The sequence below is a fragment of the Candidatus Accumulibacter phosphatis genome (assembly GCF_000024165.1).
Lineage (GTDB): Bacteria > Pseudomonadota > Gammaproteobacteria > Burkholderiales > Rhodocyclaceae > Accumulibacter > Accumulibacter phosphatis.
This window is the reverse complement of the sequence record NC_013194.1, coordinates 3,869,351-3,885,972: the sequence shown is the minus strand read 5'-3', so window position 1 is coordinate 3,885,972 and position 16,622 is coordinate 3,869,351. Positions and strand designations below refer to the sequence as shown.

Annotated in this window: 9 protein-coding genes and 1 pseudogene; all 10 read left to right on the top strand. The window is 59.9% G+C overall.

Translation table 11 applies throughout. From position 1 onward, the window contains the following. Nucleotides 1-43: 43 nt before the first annotated feature. Complete coding sequence (pglX, locus tag CAP2UW1_RS16755) at nt 44-3,652, top strand: BREX-2 system adenine-specific DNA-methyltransferase PglX (RefSeq protein ID WP_015767818.1); 3,609 nt, start codon at nt 44-46, stop codon at nt 3,650-3,652. A gap of 15 nt (nt 3,653-3,667) precedes the next feature. Further along, nucleotides 3,668-5,137, top strand: coding sequence for an AAA family ATPase (locus tag CAP2UW1_RS16750; RefSeq protein WP_015767817.1), 1,470 nt, complete (start codon nt 3,668-3,670; stop codon nt 5,135-5,137). Next, a complete protein-coding gene (locus CAP2UW1_RS24665; protein WP_015767816.1) occupies nt 5,134-5,907 on the top strand; it encodes a retron system putative HNH endonuclease in 774 nt (257 codons plus the stop codon). The genes CAP2UW1_RS16750 and CAP2UW1_RS24665 overlap by 4 nt, the downstream gene beginning before the upstream one ends. Before the next feature lie 205 nt (nt 5,908-6,112). Then, a complete protein-coding gene (locus CAP2UW1_RS16740; RefSeq protein WP_015767815.1) occupies nt 6,113-6,352 on the top strand; it encodes a hypothetical protein in 240 nt (79 codons plus the stop codon). Further along, complete coding sequence (locus CAP2UW1_RS26195) at nt 6,349-6,477, top strand: hypothetical protein (protein ID WP_015767814.1); 129 nt, start codon at nt 6,349-6,351, stop codon at nt 6,475-6,477. Before CAP2UW1_RS16740 ends, CAP2UW1_RS26195 begins: the two co-directional genes overlap by 4 nt. After that, nucleotides 6,474-10,121, top strand: coding sequence for a hypothetical protein (locus CAP2UW1_RS16735; RefSeq protein ID WP_015767813.1), 3,648 nt, complete (start codon nt 6,474-6,476; stop codon nt 10,119-10,121). Before CAP2UW1_RS26195 ends, CAP2UW1_RS16735 begins: the two co-directional genes overlap by 4 nt. A 4-nt stretch (nt 10,122-10,125) precedes the next feature. Next, a complete protein-coding gene (gene pglZ, locus CAP2UW1_RS16730; RefSeq protein WP_015767812.1) occupies nt 10,126-12,975 on the top strand; it encodes a BREX-2 system phosphatase PglZ in 2,850 nt (949 codons plus the stop codon). Continuing rightward, on the top strand, nt 12,972-14,291 hold the full coding sequence (brxD, locus tag CAP2UW1_RS16725) for a BREX system ATP-binding protein BrxD (RefSeq protein WP_015767811.1): 1,320 nt from the start codon (nt 12,972-12,974) through the stop codon (nt 14,289-14,291). The genes pglZ and brxD overlap by 4 nt, the downstream gene beginning before the upstream one ends. Continuing rightward, nucleotides 14,288-16,423, top strand: coding sequence for a DEAD/DEAH box helicase (locus CAP2UW1_RS16720; RefSeq protein WP_015767810.1), 2,136 nt, complete (start codon nt 14,288-14,290; stop codon nt 16,421-16,423). Before brxD ends, CAP2UW1_RS16720 begins: the two co-directional genes overlap by 4 nt. Further along, nucleotides 16,389-16,577 (top strand): annotated as a pseudogene (locus CAP2UW1_RS26350) (IS66 family transposase); the annotation flags it as partial. The gene CAP2UW1_RS16720 and the pseudogene CAP2UW1_RS26350, both read left to right, overlap by 35 nt. Between the last annotated feature and the right edge of the window lie 45 nt (nt 16,578-16,622).

The following is a 16,622-nucleotide window of genomic DNA, read 5'->3' as shown; positions in this document are numbered from 1 at the left end:
GCCGGGAACGGCAGGAAGCGCCGAACCATGAAGGAATCCCCTCGTGATCAACGCCGCCGCCCTCCTGCGCGACCTCAAGCGCCTGACCACGACGATCGAATCCGACCTCCGCGAGCGGCTGGCCGCGACGCCGGACCTCGATGCCTCGTTGGACAACGAATGGCAGGCCGCCCGCAACGCCGGGCGAATGGCTGCGACGCTGCACGACTTCAAGGAAGAAGCCATCACCCAGGCCGCCGTGCATTGGTTGCTGATGGGCGTGTTCATCCGTTTCCTGGAAGACAACAGCCTGATCGATCGCCCCTGGTTGAGTGCCGCCAGCCCGGCCCAGCGGGCGCTGGCGCAGGACCGGCACGAAAGCTACTTCCGCGCCCATCCGGGCGACAGCGACCTCGAATACCTGCTCGCCGCCTACCGCGACGTCGGCCGGCTGCCCGGCCTGGGGCCGCTGTTCGACGAGCGGCACAATCCGCTGTTCCGCCTGGCCGTCTCCGGCGACGGCGCGATGGCCATCGTTGGCTTCTGGCAGAAGATCGACCCGGACACCGGCACGCTGCTCCATGACTTCAGCGACCCCGAGTGGAGCACGCGCTTTCTCGGCGACCTCTACCAGGATCTTTCCGAAGCGGCGCAGAAGAAGTTTGCGCTGCTGCAAACGCCGGAATTCGTCGAGGAATTCATCCTCGACCGCACGCTGAACCCGGCCATCGCCGAGTTCGGTTACCGCGAAGTGCGGCTGATCGACCCGACCTGCGGTTCCGGGCACTTCCTGCTCGGCGGTTTCGCCCGCCTGCTCGAATGCTGGCAGAAGAACGAACCCGGCCGCAACGCGCGCGATGCCGTGCAGCAGGCGCTGAACGGCATTTACGGCGTCGACCTCAACCCGTTTGCCGTCGCCATCGCCCGCTTCCGTCTGTTGATTGCCGCGCTCAAGGCCTGCGCTGAAACCAGTCTCGCCGAAGCGCCGAACTTCAGGTTCAACCTCGCCGCCGGCGACAGTCTGCTGCATGGCCCGCGCCTTGGCCACGGCCAACTCGCACTCGGCGGCGAGGCCGAAAACCTCGGCCGTGGCGCGCTCGCCCACGCCTTCGCCAGCGAAGACCTGCCTGATCTCAACCGCATCCTCGGCCAGCGTTACCACGCCGTCGTTGGCAATCCGCCCTACATCACCGTCAAGGACGCGGCGCTGAATGCTGCTTACCGGGCGCGCTACCTCACCTGCCACATGAAGTATTCGCTTGGCGTGCCCTTCACCGAGCGCTTCTTAGAACTCGCCATTCCCGGTAGCGAGCGCGAGCCGGCCGGCTACGTCGGCCTGATCACTACCAACAGCTTCATGAAGCGCGAGTTCGGCAAGAAGCTGATCGAGGACTTCCTGCCGCGCATCGACCTCAGCCACGTCATCGACACCTCGGGCGCCTACATTCCCGGCCACGGCACGCCAACGGTCATCCTCTTCGGTCGCAACCGGGCGCCGCTGACGTCGGTGGTGCGCACCGTCATGGGCATCAAGGGCGAACCCTCGACCCCGGACGACCCGGCGCTGGGACTGGTCTGGCGGGCGATCGTCGAGCAGGTCGATGTCGCCGGCAGTGAATCGGCATTTGTGTCGGTGGCCGATACCCCACGTTCGACCTTTGCAAAGCATCCGTGGAGCATCGGCGGCGGTGGCGCGGCGGATTTGAAGGAGATGCTTGAGTCGGGTAGTGAACGCACTTTGGGCGATGTTGCGAATGTTGGTGTGGGTGTTGTTACGCTCGAAGACGACGCCTATCAGATTCCAAGCGATCTTGTAGGCCGCAGATCTTTTCCAAAGGAATTCGTTCGTGGATTCGTCGTGGGTGACATTGTTCGAGACTGGTTCTTCAACACGCATTCGGTTGCCGTGTTTCCCCATGTGGACAAATCATTCCAAGCATCTCTTGCGCCGGAGATTTATCGTTGGCTTTGGCCGTTGAAGACTGGTTTGTCCAACCGAATATGGTTCAAGAAAACACAATTGCAGCGTGGTTACGAATGGTTTGCCTATGGCCATATCTCAGCGGAAAAATTCAATACTCCACTCACCATCACCTTCGCCTTCTACGCAACTCACAACCATTTTGTTCTTGACCGAGGTGGCAGGGTTTTCAATAGAACAGCGCCAGTTATCAAGCTGCGGGCGGCGGCGAGCGAGGGGGAGCATCTGGGCTTGCTTGGTTTACTCAATTCGTCGGTAGCATGTTTTTGGTTGAAGCAAGTCGCTCAAAACCGAGGAAGTACCGTCGATGGCAAGGGGGCACGACAAAGAACTGACCCTTTCGAGGATTTCTATGAGATCGGTGCGGGGATAGCAGCTAAACTCCCTCTCGTAACGCTAGATTGTTATGACCTTACTCGTCGACTCGATGATCTCTCTCAGCATTTGGATGACAATAGCCCCGCTGCCATTGTTTCCGCCACACGGACGAGAGCGGCACTTGTCGCCGCAAGATGCGAGAGCGTTTCTCTGCGACGGCAAATGATCGCGACCCAGGAAGAACTGGACTGGCGCTGCTATCAACTTTACAGCCTGACGCAGACCGAACTCACCCACCCGCAGCCGCCAGACATTGCCCTCGGCGAGCGCGCCTTTGAAATCGTCCTCGCCCGGCGCATCGCCGCCGGCCAAGCCGAAACCACCTGGTTTGCCCGCCATGGCTCAACACCGATCACCGAACTGCCCGCCCACTGGCCGGCCGATTACCGCTGCATCGTCGAAGCCCGCATCGCGCTGATAGAATCCGACAAAGTCATCGGCCTGATCGAACGCCCCGAGTACAAGCGCCGCTGGGCGTCGACCGCGTGGGCAGAACAGGAGCAGACCGCCCTCAAGGGCTGGCTGCTCGACCGCCTGGAATCGTCTCTGAAAGACGCTGCGGCCGACACCCCGAGCCTGACCAGCACCAACAAGCTGGCCGATCCGTTACGGTCCGACACCGATTTCATGCAGGTTGCCGAACTGTATGCCGGCCGCTCCGATTTTGACGTGGCGCTACTGGTGGCAAACCTCGTGGCCGGCGAAGCAGTGCCCGTGCTGCCCGTTCTGCGCTACAGCGAAGCCGGCCTGCGCAAGCGCGCCGAATGGGAGCGCACCTGGGACTTGCAGCGCCGGGAAGATGCGGTCGACGCCGAGACAAGCGACGAATCGGAACGCCGGCGGCGCAAGACCGCCGAGATCGGCGACATTCCGGTGCCGCCCAAGTACAAGTCGAGCGATTTCCAGAAGACCGACTACTGGCGCCTGCGCGGCGGGCTCGATGTACCGAAGGAACGTTTCGTCAGCTTCCCGCACTGCAGCCGCGACGCCGACGGCAGCCTGCTGATCGCCTGGGCCGGCCTCAACCCGCTGCAACTCGGCACCGCCATCGCCACCTGCTATCTCGACATGAAGGACAACGAGGGCTGGCATGCCGAGCGGCTGAAGCCCTTGCTGGCCGGCATCGCCGAACTGGCGCCCTGGATCAAACAGTGGCACAACGACCCCGATGCCGAACACGGCACCCGCATGGGCGACTATCTGGATGGCTTCGTCGATGAAGAAGCCCGCGACCTCGGCTTGACCCGCGAGGCCGTAGTGGGCTGGCGGCCGCCGGCGACTACCGTTCGTCGCGGTCGACGGCCGGCGATTTGAGGAGGATGACCATGAATGATCCTGCAAGAGGCAGCGGCAAAGGAGTCTTGTGCCATGCGCCTTAAGAAAATCACCTTGAATAATTTCCGCTGCTTCGAGTCCTTCGAGGTAACGCTCCACCCAAGACTGAGCGTGTTCGTCGGCGAAAACGGGGCCGGCAAGACCGCCGTCCTTGATGGCATCGCCACCGCATTGACGCCTGTACTGAACTATCTTTCGTCGGCAAACCAGCGGCTCACCGGTCGGGGTATTGCGGATGCGGATTTCCGCGTTGAACCGGCGACAGTCCGCTCGGGCAAGGAGCGCTGGAAATTGGCTGACTTCGCGCAGGTTGTCGCGGAAACCGTTGACGGTCTGAAATGGGACTATTGGCGGCCTTCTGGTACCAAAGGACAGGAACCGAAAACCAAACACGGCCTGACTGAACTCAAGAGTCGCCTGCAGACCATCTCGGAAAGCTACAAATCTTCGGCGCCTGCACTGACGCCTGTGTTTGCCTATTTTGGCGCGCGGCGAGGCTATATCGAGGTGCCGGAACGCTTGCGCGAAAGCAAGGAAAATTATGCCTATCCAACCTCCGCGCTGATCGGTGCGCTCGATTCCTTGAGTGATTTCAAGGAACTGCTGAAATGGTTCGACCGAGAAGAAGCCTCCGAGTTACGCGCCAACAAAGGTGTTGCAAGCGATGATTACGCTCCTTCTCAGGCGCTTGATGCCGTTAGAGAAACCATCAAGACATTACTCGATGGAAGTTACCAGAATCCCTGTTTCAATCGGGACCACAAATTTGTCGTGGAACCATCTGACGGCGGCGCCCCCTTGCTGGTGACTCAACTGAGTCAGGGGTATCAAAGTATGTTGGCACTTGGCGTTGATTTCGCGCGCAGGCTGGTTTTGGCCAACGGTCACATGAATTATGGCGACCAGAATTCGATTGCCATCGCTCTCGAAGAACTTCATACCTTGCGCAGACCCGATGAAGTAGCTGAAGATCTCCCCCTTTCCGCACCGCTGATCGCCCCCGCCATCATGCTGGTGGATGAAATCGACCTACATCTTCACCCCTCGTGGCAGCAACGCGTGTTAGATGATTTGATGCGTGCTTTTCCGTCGACGCAATTCATTGTGACCACCCACAGCCCGCAGGTTATCAGCACGGTCAGGCGAGAAAATATCCGCGTATTCAGTACAGACACGGACGGCAGGACCGTGGCGACCGAACCACTGGCAAACCCCTACGGCCAGCCCAGCGGCGATGTTCTGCAGAGTGTGATGCTGGTTAACCCCCAGCCCCCAGTGGATGAAAAAAGTGACCTTGATCGCCTGACGAATCTTGTCGATCAGGGGCGTTACGAGTCAGACGAAGCCAAAGATTTGTTTCGCCGGCTTGGACAAGCCTTGGGGCCCGGACATCCTCAAATGCTGCGCTTACAGCGGAGCGTCAGCCGCCAGACTTTCCTGGTGCAAAGGGACGGTGAGGGATGAGGCATGTTGCACCGACAGGCGCCGGGCCCGTAGCACTTTCACAGGCAAATCAAACGCCCCCAGAATCATCAGATGAAGTAACGCGTCGCTGGCATGAGTTTGCACCGAGCAAGCAAGCAGTCATCGATCGCCTTCTGCAAGATCAGTACATGCTTTGTTGTTACAGCGAGTTGCGTGCGGATTTGTACGGGCTGGGTTATCACATCGAACATATTGAAAATAAGAGCCAGAATCCGCAACGAACCTTTGATTGGTCCAACCTTGCTGCAAGTGCCTTGAGTAGTGACGAGGGCTTGCCCAAGCTGGCTTCGTACCGCGCTGCCATCCCAGGCAAGGTTGAAGTGAATTTTGGTGGCCATGCTCGAGAAAAGCAGAATCAAGTTGATACGGTGCAGTTCGTTTCGATCCGTGACCCGCAGTGCGCTTCCTATTTCGCTTATCTGTCCAATGGCGAAATGGGGCCGAATCTGAATCGCAGCCTGGCAGATCAAGCCAGGGCCGAATACACAATTCGGCTGTTGAACCTGAATAGCCCCTATCTCGTCACCTTGCGCCGAAATCTTTGGGACGAGCTGGATGCGCTTTTGGCGCAACATTTGGATAAGGGATGGAGTATTGAGCACTTGTGTCAGGGAGAAATGACTCCTCATGGTCGCCATACAGCTCCCCATTATCTCCCGGCACTTAACTCTTTTTTTAGTCTGACGCGCCAGTTCTTCGGCCCTGTAGCCGAGCAAACCTTGCGGCAATACGCGCCAGGACTTGTATGACATTGAAAGTTTCTTCGTCAAGCAAGGCGGGCGGACCTGCGCTCGGCATTTCCCGGGATGAGCGGGTTTTCGCCGCAGAACCTGTGTTCGATGCGTCAGTTCTTTGTGATTTGTCGGGATGCGCTAATTCTCCAACAGATTGTTGGAGAAATGCCCAGAGACTGGATTGAGCAGCGCCTCTGTTCGACAAGAAAAGGAGTAGCACATGCAAGCTTATAAAACCTATGCACGGGTACAGCCAAGCGGGGATCTGGCCCTCAGCCACTTGCCCTTTGCTCCCGGTTCGCTGGTCGAGGTGCTGGTTGTCGGGTCGGAGCGGAATTCCGCAGAGCGTGAGCAGGAATGGAGCCGGTTGATGCAGATGGTTCAAAGCCTGCCACAGGCCGCGACGATCCGTGATGCCGATATTGCGGCGGAAACCGATGCGACCCGGGCCGCACGATGAAGGTGCTTGTCGATTACCTGATTACCGGCGATAGCGACTTTAGCGAAGCGCGCCGTCTGATTCCGCAGGTCAAGATCGTCAGCGTGCGTGACTTTGCCTTGGCTGTTGGACTGGATTCGACATGACGCTGATTCGTGAACTGATACCGATCCCCGAGCGGGTCCATCAAGGGGACTTTGTCCTCAAACTGTCCGATGGCGTCCGGGCCGCGGACGAAACACTCGGCAATTACGTGGTCACGCCGCAGTTGGCACAGGCTTTCGACAATGCCCTGGCCTTCATCCAGTCGGCACTGGCGACGCGCCAAAGCAAGGCAGCCTACCTGCATGGCAGTTTCGGTTCAGGCAAGAGCCATTTCATGGCGGTGCTGAACCTGCTTCTGGCCGGAAATGTTCGCGCCCGCTCGATCAAGGAACTGGCCAGCGTCGTGACCAGGAGCAACGCCTGGACCGAGGGCAAGAAGTTCCTGCTGGTTCCCTATCACATGATCGGTGCCCGCAACATGGAGTCGGCCATTCTCGGCGGCTACGCCGACCATGTGCGCAGCATCCACCCCGATGCGCCAGTGCCCGGCTTCTACCTGGCCGAGGGGCTGTTTCGCGATGCCCAGCAACTGCGGGCGCGCATGGGCGATGACGCCTTCTTTGGCAAACTGAACGAACACGCCGGCAGTGCCGACGGCTGGGGCGAGCTTTCCGGCGGTTGGGATGCCGGCAGCTTCGAAGCGGCGATGCTGGAATCACCTCGGGGTGACGAGCGTAGCCGTCTGGTCGGTGACCTGATTTCGTGTTTTTTTAGCGCCTACGCCTCGGTGGCCAGCAGTAGTGGCGGTGGCCAGGGCGAGGCGTTTGTCAGCCTCGACGATGGACTCGCCATCCTTTCCCGCCACGCGAGCGAACTCGGCTACGACGGTGTAATCCTCTTCCTCGACGAGCTGATTCTCTGGCTGGCGAGTCGGGCAGCGGACGTCGCGTTTGTCAGCAGCGAAGGGTCAAAGCTCTCGAAACTGGTCGAGGCAGCCAATGCCGATCGTCCGGTGCCCTTGATCAGCTTCGTGGCGCGTCAGCGCGACCTGCGCGAACTGGTCGGCGACAACATGGCCGGCGCGATGCAGATGCAGTTTGCCGACGTGCTCAAGTACTGGGAGGCGCGCTTTCACAAGATCATCCTGGAGGACCGCAACTTGCCGGTCATTGCCCAGGCCCGCGTTCTCAAGCCGGCGACCGAATCAGCCCGTCAGGTGCTGGACGCGGCTTTCGAGGATTTCGCCAACAGGTCGAGGACGGTGACCGACACGCTGCTGACATCGAACGCCGACCGCGAGATGTTCCGACTGGTCTACCCGTTCAGCCCGGCTCTGGTGCAGACCCTGGTGGCGGTGTCGAGTGTGCTGCAACGTGAGCGCACAGCCTTGAAGCTGATGCTGCAACTGCTGGTTGACCGCCGCGACGACCTTGAACTGGGCCAGATCATCCCGGTAGGTGACCTGTGGGACGTGATCGTCGATGGTGACGAGCCCTTCTCGGACGCCATGCGTCTGCATTTCGACAATGCCAAGCGCCTCTTCAGCCAGAAGCTGGTGCCGCTGCTCGAACGGACACATGGGGTCGTCTGGCAGGATCTGCGCAACCCGCAGGCCCATGCTGCGGTCGACCCTGTGCGGGCACGGAATTTCCGTAACGACGCCCGCATCCTGAAAACGCTGCTGCTGGCGGCCCTGGTGCCCGAGGTCGAGTCGTTGAAGGCCCTGACGGCGCAGCGACTTGCCGCCTTGAATCATGGCTCGGTGAAGTCGCCGATTCCTGGCCGCGAGGCGCAGGACGTATTGAAGAGGTGTCGTGACTGGGCGGGCGAAGTCGGCGAACTCAAGATCACCGACGAGCAGAATCCGGTAATCTCGATTCAGGTCACCGGGGTCGATATCGAGCCGATCGTCAAAGGCGCCGAGGGGCACGACAACACTGGCAACCGCCGGCGCAAGATTCGCGAGATGCTGTTCGGCGAACTCGGCATTCCGGATAGCAACGAGCTGTTTACCCGTTTCTCGTTCTGGTGGCGCGGCACCCTGCGCGAGGTCGAGGTACTGTATGAGAACGTGCGCGAACTGGCCGATGATCGGCTACGCGGGCGTGAAGGGGCGTGGACGGTCATTCTCGACTTCCCTTTCGACGAACCCAACCGCACCCCGGCCGATGATCTTGCCCGCCTGGACCGCTACACCGGCGAAGGCTCGCAGACGCTGGTCTGGCTGCCAGCCTTCCTTTCGGAAAAGGCCCTGAAGGATCTTGGGCGCCTGGTGGTGCTCGACTACATCCTGACGGGCGAGCGTTTCAACGACTACGCCGCGCATCTGGCGCAAGTGGACCGGGCACAGGCACGTTCCCTGGCCAAGAATCAGCGCGATCAACTGCAGCAGCGCCTCAAGCAATACCTCGAGGTCGCCTACGGAATCGCCCAGGATCCGCGCGAAGCCGTCGACCAGAAGCTCGGAGTGGCCGACCAGTTCCGCACGCTCGACCGGACATTCCAGCCGCAGGCGCCGGTGGGCGCCAATCTGCGCGAGGGATTCATCAACCTGCTGGACCAGTTGTTCACCCACAGGTATCCGGCACACCCGCAGTTCGAGACCGAGATCAGGATCGCCGTGCTCAAGAAGGTCGAGGCGGAGCTGGTTCGGGCGCTTGAGGACAAAGACCAGCGCGTGCATGTGGCCGATCGCGCGCTGCGGCAATTGACGCTTGCAGTGGTCAATCCCCTGCGCCTGGGCAACATGGGTGCGACCCATCTCGCGCTGGAGAATCACTGGCGCACTCATTTCCTGCAAAGACAGGCTGCGGATGGTGACCCCGGCGCGCCGATCACGGTCGCCCGAATGCGCAAATGGATCGACGATCCGAGCCCGATGGGCTTGCTGCCGGAAGTCCAGAATTTGATCATCCACGCGTTCGCAGCGATGACCAATCGTTCTTTCTTCCTGAACAACGGCCCCTATCCGCCGACGCTTGAAAACACACCGAACGAGCTTGAGTTGCGCGAGCAGGCACTGCCCGGTGAAGACGATTGGAAAGTGGCGATCCGGCGCGCTGGCCTGTTCTTCGGACTGACGGTGGCGGAATCGTTGAATGCGGGCAATGTGGCCCGACTGAAGGATCAGTTGACCACCGAAGCAAGCGCCAGGCTTGCTCCGCTGCAGGATTACGCCAAGGCACTGGCCGTGAAGTGGCGGAGTCTTGGCAATGCCGGACGGGATTCCGATCGGCTCAGGACAGCCGAGGGTGCTGCGGCTCTGCTCCTCGGCATGACATCCGCCAATGCCGACGTGATCAGCACCCTTGCGGGCGCGGCAATGGCGACGACAGAGGCAGCTTACGGGCAGACCATAGGCAAGGCGAAAGCGCTTGACGAGGCTTTGAAGACGACAGACTGGGAACTCTTCACCGCCGTGATCGCGCTCGTGGATCACCGCCGGGTTGCCGCCCAATCGATGCGGGAACGGCTGGCGGAGATACTGGCGAGTGACGAGCATGCAATTGGCCTGAAGGCGGCCCTGGCCGAGCAAAAGAACAAGGCTTTGAAGCTGCTGACTGACGCGCCGCCGAGGCCAGAGCCTGAGCCACCAAAACCAGGGACTCGAGTCATTCGCGAAGAGGTCAAGAAGGACCTGGCCGTATCCGATGCGATCAACTCTCTTGATGAAATTCGTGCGGAACTTGTGAAGGATGCCGACTACCGACTGAGCATCTCGTGGAAAATCACGAAGAAGGGCTAAGCAGGTGAATGTATTGCTCAACCCGTCGGCCCGCCAGATCGTCGCCCAGGTCGATGCGGTTCTGCGCCACGATAGAACAGCAGCGGTGATCGCCATTCGTGCGCAGCACAACGAAGACTGGCCATCGACGTTGGCGGTTGGCGATCGGGAGTTTTCAGTGGCCTGGTGTCCGTCGCCGATTGCGGTTCGGGAACGACTGCTGGCGCTTGCTGACGGGGCGATGGCCGATGCAGGCCAGGTATCCAGCGAATCGCCAGGGAAATTGCCTGGTCTGGTGGTATTGACGCCTCTGTCCGATCATGTGCTGGGCGCCGACGTGCTTGCACGGTTTTCGCGTGGCAAGGTTTTTTCGGTTGAAGCGTGGGATATGTTGCGCCATGCGTTTCAGGCCAAGGCAATCGATTCGCGGCTTGCTCGCTGGTCCTGGGTTGCCGAGGCACTGTTGGAGAATCTGCCGGCAGGCGGCTATCCACCAGTCGCCGGCGGCGTTCTCGATGTTGACGCGGCCTGGTCGCAGGTCTTGCGCTGCGTCCTTGGGATGACCACCGAACATGCGGGGCGTCCCGACCTCGCTTCGGTGTTGCGCTGGACCCTCTCACCCGAGGCAACACGTCGCTACGGCGATCTTCATGAGAAGGCACGCCAACAGGTCGGTGAATGGTTGATCGAGATTCTCGGTTCCTGTGGACGGTTGGTCGCGCAGGTGCTGGAGGCGGGCTACGGCGGCGAGTTGCTGCCGATCGCCCTGGTATGCGGCATGGTCCTCAAGCGGCCTGACGACACGCCGCTTGCACCGGAATTGCTGGCCGCGGCCGTGCGGCTGGAGCGCTACACCGGCGGGACGCCAATTCCGCAGCGTGAGGGACTGCGTTTGCATGCGGCGGCCGTTCAGGTCACAAAAGCCATGGATGCTTCGACTTTGATGCCCGTCCTCGATGTGGCAGACCAGCTTGTTGCATCCCTTCACCTGATGGCGTTCGCCGAAAGATCCAGCGACTTGTCTTCAGGGTTCAGCGCACGCCTGAGCATTTTCGCCAACGCAATTACAGAATTTCTCGCAACAGGGTCCGAGAAGAAGCCGGCTGCTCGCTCGGCTGCCACGGCTGCGGTGCTGGTCGTGGGAGGCTCCGTCAAAGAGCATCGCCTCGCGGTTCATCAGGCACACGGGGTGCGCCGTGTCGAGATGGCCATGCGGCTGGTCCGCTGGCTGTCGAACGCTGAGCCTGGCCAACACATCGGGCTGGATTCGTTGGCGAAGTCCTATGCCGACGAAGGCGCATTTGCCGACTGGGCACGCCTTGCCTTGATGGGAAGCGATGACCTGGCGGTCGTGACTCGTGCCTACAGTGCTTTGCGCGAAGCGGCCCGGGCGAGACGCGAGTCGTCAAACAGGCAGTTCGCGCTGGCTCTGTCCGCCTGGAATCAGGGGGGATGCCCAAAGCTCGACCATGTCGTCCCGGTAGAGCAGATCATCGCCGACGTGCTCGCTCCCGTGGCAACGCTGGCGCCGGTGCTGCTGCTGGTCGTCGATGGCCTGTCGTTTCCGATTTATCGGGAATTGCTTGAGGATGCACAGCGACAAGGCTGGAATGAAGTTTTGCCGAGTGCGCAGGAAAAGGCATCGGTTGGCTTGGCGACCATTCCATCGATCACCGAGATCTCCCGCACCAGTCTGTTTTGCGGAAAACTGCTGCAAGGTCAGGCAGCCAACGAGAAGACCGGCTTTGCCCAGCATCCCGCACTCATCCCCCTCGTACCATCGAACCGGCCTGGTGCAAGACCGGTCTTGTTCCATAAAGGTGACCTGACATCGGCCAGCGATGGCGTCGCCCTGTCCGAGGTGGTGCGCGATGCCATCGGCAGCCGAGAGCGAAAGCTTGTGGCCGTTGTCTTCAACGGTGTCGATGATCACTTGTCGGGCTCGGCTCAACTGAACCACCGCTGGGCGCTGGATGACCTGCGCCTGATCAAGCCACTTCTCTACGAGGCACGCAACGCCGGGCGCCTGGTTCTGATCACTGCCGATCATGGTCATGTGATCGACGAGGCCACACATGCCCTTGCGAATCCGGCGCAGGACAAGGCAGTTGCGAGCTATTCAGATCCCGCAACGGGTGATCGCTGGCGAACTGTTGCCGGCGCTCCTGTCTCTGCCGAAGAGATCATGCTCTCCGGCGGGCGGGTGATGACACCGCATGGGCAACGGCAGATCTTCGTTCCGTGGAGCGAAACCCTGCGGTATGGCTCGCGGAAGAACGGCTACCACGGCGGCATCAGTCTCCAGGAAATGCTGGTCCCGATCACGCTTCTGACTACTGGCAGTGTGCTGCCAGAGGGTTTGCGCCATGCACCCAGCGCCGCACCCGCCTGGTGGGAGCTTGCTGCCGAGACAAGCCCCGCGTCCCCCGGCTCTCAGGCTCAGGCCAAAGCGCTCAGCAGGAAAAGCAGGCCGCCAACACCAATAGCCGCGGGACAGCAGTCCTTGTTCGAACTGCCAGCGCTTGGGGTGGTTCAGGCCACGGCAGTCGAGCAGGACTGGATTGCTGCATTGCTTGAATCGACGGCATTCCTGTCGCAGAAACAGTGGGTGGCTCGTGCTGGTGTGACGGATGAAGAGATCCGGGCGCTGCTGGAAGCCTTGTCGGAGCGAGGCGGAAAAGTGTCCAAGCAAGCCCTGGCTGCACGCTTGGGCATGCCTTTGCTGCGGGTTTCCGGCTTCGTCAGTGCAGCGCGTCGCCTGTTGAACGTAGACCAGGCTCCTGTGCTTAGCCTCGATGAAGCGGAGGGGACGGTCGGGCTGAATCGAGCGCTCCTTGAGACGCAGTTTGGTGGGCGCACCGGGAGAGCACAATGATCAGTCCAGCCCGTCGCTCGGAGATCATCGATGCCTTGCGTCGGGGTACGGTGCCGCGGAATGGCCTGGATGCTTTCGCAGTCGGCGTTGACCGCCTTCAGGCGACGCTCGACAACGAACTCTCGTCGGTCAGTTCGGGGGGCGCTGTGTTCAAGGCGCTGCGCGGCGAATATGGCAGCGGCAAGACGTTCTTCGGTCGCTGGTTGCAGGAACGGGCGCGTGCCGCCGGCTTCGCCAGCAGCGAGGTGCAGATCTCGGAGACAGAAACTCCTCTGCATCGAATGGAAACGATCTATCGTCGCCTGATCGAGCGGCTTGCCACGGCCGACGCCGGCGAAGGGGCATTCCGCGGGATCATTGATGGCTGGTTTTACGTTCTCGAGCAGGATGTACTTGCCGATGGCCAGCTTGACCCGAACGATGCGCAAGGGCTGATGGCCGCTACCGGCGTGCTCATGGAACAGCGACTGGCAAGTATCAACAAGGTGGCTCCCGCGTTTTCGGCAGCCCTGCGCGCGTATCGCGAAGCGGTGGCGCGCGGGGAAACGGCCTTGGCCGAAGGCCTGGTGAGCTGGGTATCCGGACAACCGAACGTGGCAGCACAGATCAAACGGACGGCAGGCCTCAAGGGCGATATCGATCACTTCGGTGCTGCAAGTTTTATCGCTGGGGTCTTGGCAATCCTTCGCGATTCGGGCTACCAGGGATTGATCCTCGTAATCGACGAGGTCGAAACTTTGCAGCGAATGCGGGCTGACACCCGGGAAAAAGGGCTCAATGGTCTGCGCCAATGGCTCGACGAGATTGATGCGGGTCGCTTCCCCGGGTTGTACCTGATGATCAACGGCACGCCTGCGTTCTACGATGGTCCGCAAGGGGTGCAGCGGCTGGCGCCCCTGGCGCAGCGCCTGCATGTTGATTTCAGCACGGAGGCTCGATTCGATAATCCGCGCGCGGTGCAAATCCGCTTACCCAACTTTGACCTTGGATTGCTGTCGCAGGTTGGTTGCAAGGTTCGCGACATTTTTGCCGAGGGTGCCGTCGATGCGGATCGTGTTCGGTCCCTCGTAGACGACAGTTATGTGCATGACCTGGCCGTCGCCGTCGCGGGAAAGCTTGGTGGAAAGGTTGGTGTCGCGCCACGGATCTTCCTGAAAAAACTGGTCGCTGATGTTCTGGACCGTGTAGACCAGTTTGCTGATTTTGATCCCCGCCAGCACTACGCGCTGACGCTTGCGCCCAACGAATTGACACGTTCCGAGGCGGCAGCCTCGGGACTTTCCAGCATTGATGCCATTGAACTCGACGTGGAATGAGCGAAGAGCAAGCAGCCTTTGATCGCTTGCATCCAGCCGTTCAGCATCACATCGTCAATTCGCTGGGGTGGAACGGGCTGCGTCCTACGCAGCAGGCGGCAGTAGCCCCTATTCTCGATGGGCAGCACTGCATCCTTTTGGCCCCCACTGCCGGTGGGAAGACCGAGGCGGCGATATTTCCTGTTCTCTCGCGGATGCTGTCGGAAGACTGGCGCGGCTTGTCCGTGCTGTATGTTTGCCCGATTCGCGCGCTCCTGAATAACCTGGAACCTCGCCTTTCCTGCTATTTCGGCTTGGTAGGACGACGTGTCGGCGTCTGGCATGGCGACATCAGTGACTCGATCAAGAAAAGAGCGATCAAGGATCCTCCGGACCTTTTGCTGACGACACCCGAGTCTCTCGAAGGGATGTTGATTTCGGCAAACGACGACAAGCGAAACCTGCTTCTTGGCGTCGGCTTGATTATTGTCGATGAGCTGCACGCCTTCTGCGGTGACGATCGCGGGTGGCATGTGCGGTGCCTGATTCAACGAGTTCAGCGACTTGCTGGGCGGCGAATCCAGGTACTGGGATTGACCGCTACCGTTGGAAATCCGAAATTTTTGATCGACTGGATGCTTCCCGGCCAGCCAACGACTGTCATTGGAGCGGGCCATTCCGGAATCGACGCTGACCTAACTATCGACTTTGTTGGTTCGCTCGAAAATGCGGCGACAGTCATCTTCAAGTTGCATGCTGGCGAAAAGCGCCTGGTTTTCTGCGATAGCCGGGCGAAGACGGAAGAACTCTCGGCAGTCCTTCGCGGTTTTGGGGTCCGGACGTTTGTCTCTCATTCCTCGCTATCCGCAGATGAGCGGAGACAAGCGGAAAAAGCATTTGCCGAAGAGCCGAATTGCGTCATCGTTGCGACATCCACGCTGGAACTTGGGATAGATGTCGGTGATCTGGATAGGGTCATCCAGATCGATGCACCTGGTTCGGTAGCGTCGTTTCTGCAGCGTATGGGGCGAACAGGCCGGCGCAAGGGAGAAATGCGGAACTGTTTGTTCCTTGCGACGGACGACGAGGGGCTCATGATCGCCAGTGCAATCGTTCGCCTCTGGCGCGAAGACTTTGTCGAACCGATAAATCCTCCGGTAGCGCCATGGCACTTGGTCGCACAACAGGGAATTGCGCTGATCCTTCAAAGCCGTGGGCTGGAGAGAGCAAGCCTTGAATCGCAATTGACTGACATCTTTTTCGATCTCGACTCGAACAAGATTTCACAAATTATCAGTACGATGCTTTCTCGTTCCATTCTTTGGGAGGACGAAGGAATTGGTGGGCTGATTGGCTTGGGGGAGGTGGGTGAAGATGAATTCGGCCGTCGCCACTTTGAGGCCATCGTTTCCACCTTCAATTCTCCGTTGCTACTGACAGTCCTACATGGTCAGCGTGAATTGGGTTTTGTTGACCCAATGAGCATTCGGACAAATGACGAATCGGCGCCGACGCTGATTCTGGCGGGCAGATATTGGCGAGTGGTGACCTCGGACTGGAGGTCGCGCGTGGTCTATGTCGAGCCTAGCGAAAACAGGGGGAAGGCTTCATGGCTAGGATCGTCACGAGCGCTTCGTCTTGAACTTTGCCAGAAAATTAAGGCGCTATTGATTGATCGCAAAGTCCCGGCTGTTCTTTCGAACCGTGCGAAAAATCGACTCGACAATCTGTCATCCTCGTTTGCTTTTCTTGAGGTTGGCAAGACCACTGCTGAAAAGACTGTTGGCGCCAACCAACCGGAATGGAGATGGTGGACGTTTGCTGGTGGCGCGGCCAATTTCTTGTTAGCCGAGATGATGACCCTTTCAGGGAACAAATCAATTGGCCACGACAATTTTTCTATCAGGCTAACTTTCCCGCCAAACGTGGCAGAGGGAATGGCATTACCTGTTGAGCTTACTCAACAAGGAGAAAAGCGGATAAGGCAAATCGGTAAGGACCTAAAATTTAGTCGATGCCTCGAAGATGCCGACGTTGCCGCAGTGATCAAACCTCGACTACTAGATCGGGGAGGTGCGGCCTCGATTACGGCACAGGCAATAGTGGCATCGAACGAGTATTTCGCGCCACATCAGTCACGGGACGCGCCCTGAACAGGGCTCCCGCGCCTTTGCTCTGCTCGCCAGCCTTATCGAAACCTGTCGCCGTCGCGCCGCTTCTGCCTGGCAGTACCTCGGCACCGTCATCGCCGCCGCTCGCAAGGGTTTGCCGCTTCCCCCCATCCCTGTTATCCCGGCAACAGCGTAGGGGAGTGAACGATTACCCTGTCCCCATATTTTCTGTCTCGAAGTT

Coding starts and splice junctions, on each gene's coding strand:
- CAP2UW1_RS16750 (WP_015767817.1), top strand. CDS start 3,668: ATGATCCTGCAAGAGGCAGCGGCAAAGGAGTCTTGTGCCATGCGCCTT.
- CAP2UW1_RS16740 (WP_015767815.1), top strand. CDS start 6,113: ATGCAAGCTTATAAAACCTATGCACGGGTACAGCCAAGCGGGGATCTG.
- CAP2UW1_RS16735 (WP_015767813.1), top strand. CDS start 6,474: ATGACGCTGATTCGTGAACTGATACCGATCCCCGAGCGGGTCCATCAA.
- brxD (WP_015767811.1), top strand. CDS start 12,972: ATGATCAGTCCAGCCCGTCGCTCGGAGATCATCGATGCCTTGCGTCGG.
- CAP2UW1_RS16720 (WP_015767810.1), top strand. CDS start 14,288: ATGAGCGAAGAGCAAGCAGCCTTTGATCGCTTGCATCCAGCCGTTCAG.
- CAP2UW1_RS26195 (WP_015767814.1), top strand. CDS start 6,349: ATGAAGGTGCTTGTCGATTACCTGATTACCGGCGATAGCGACTTTAGC.
- CAP2UW1_RS24665 (WP_015767816.1), top strand. CDS start 5,134: ATGAGGCATGTTGCACCGACAGGCGCCGGGCCCGTAGCACTTTCACAG.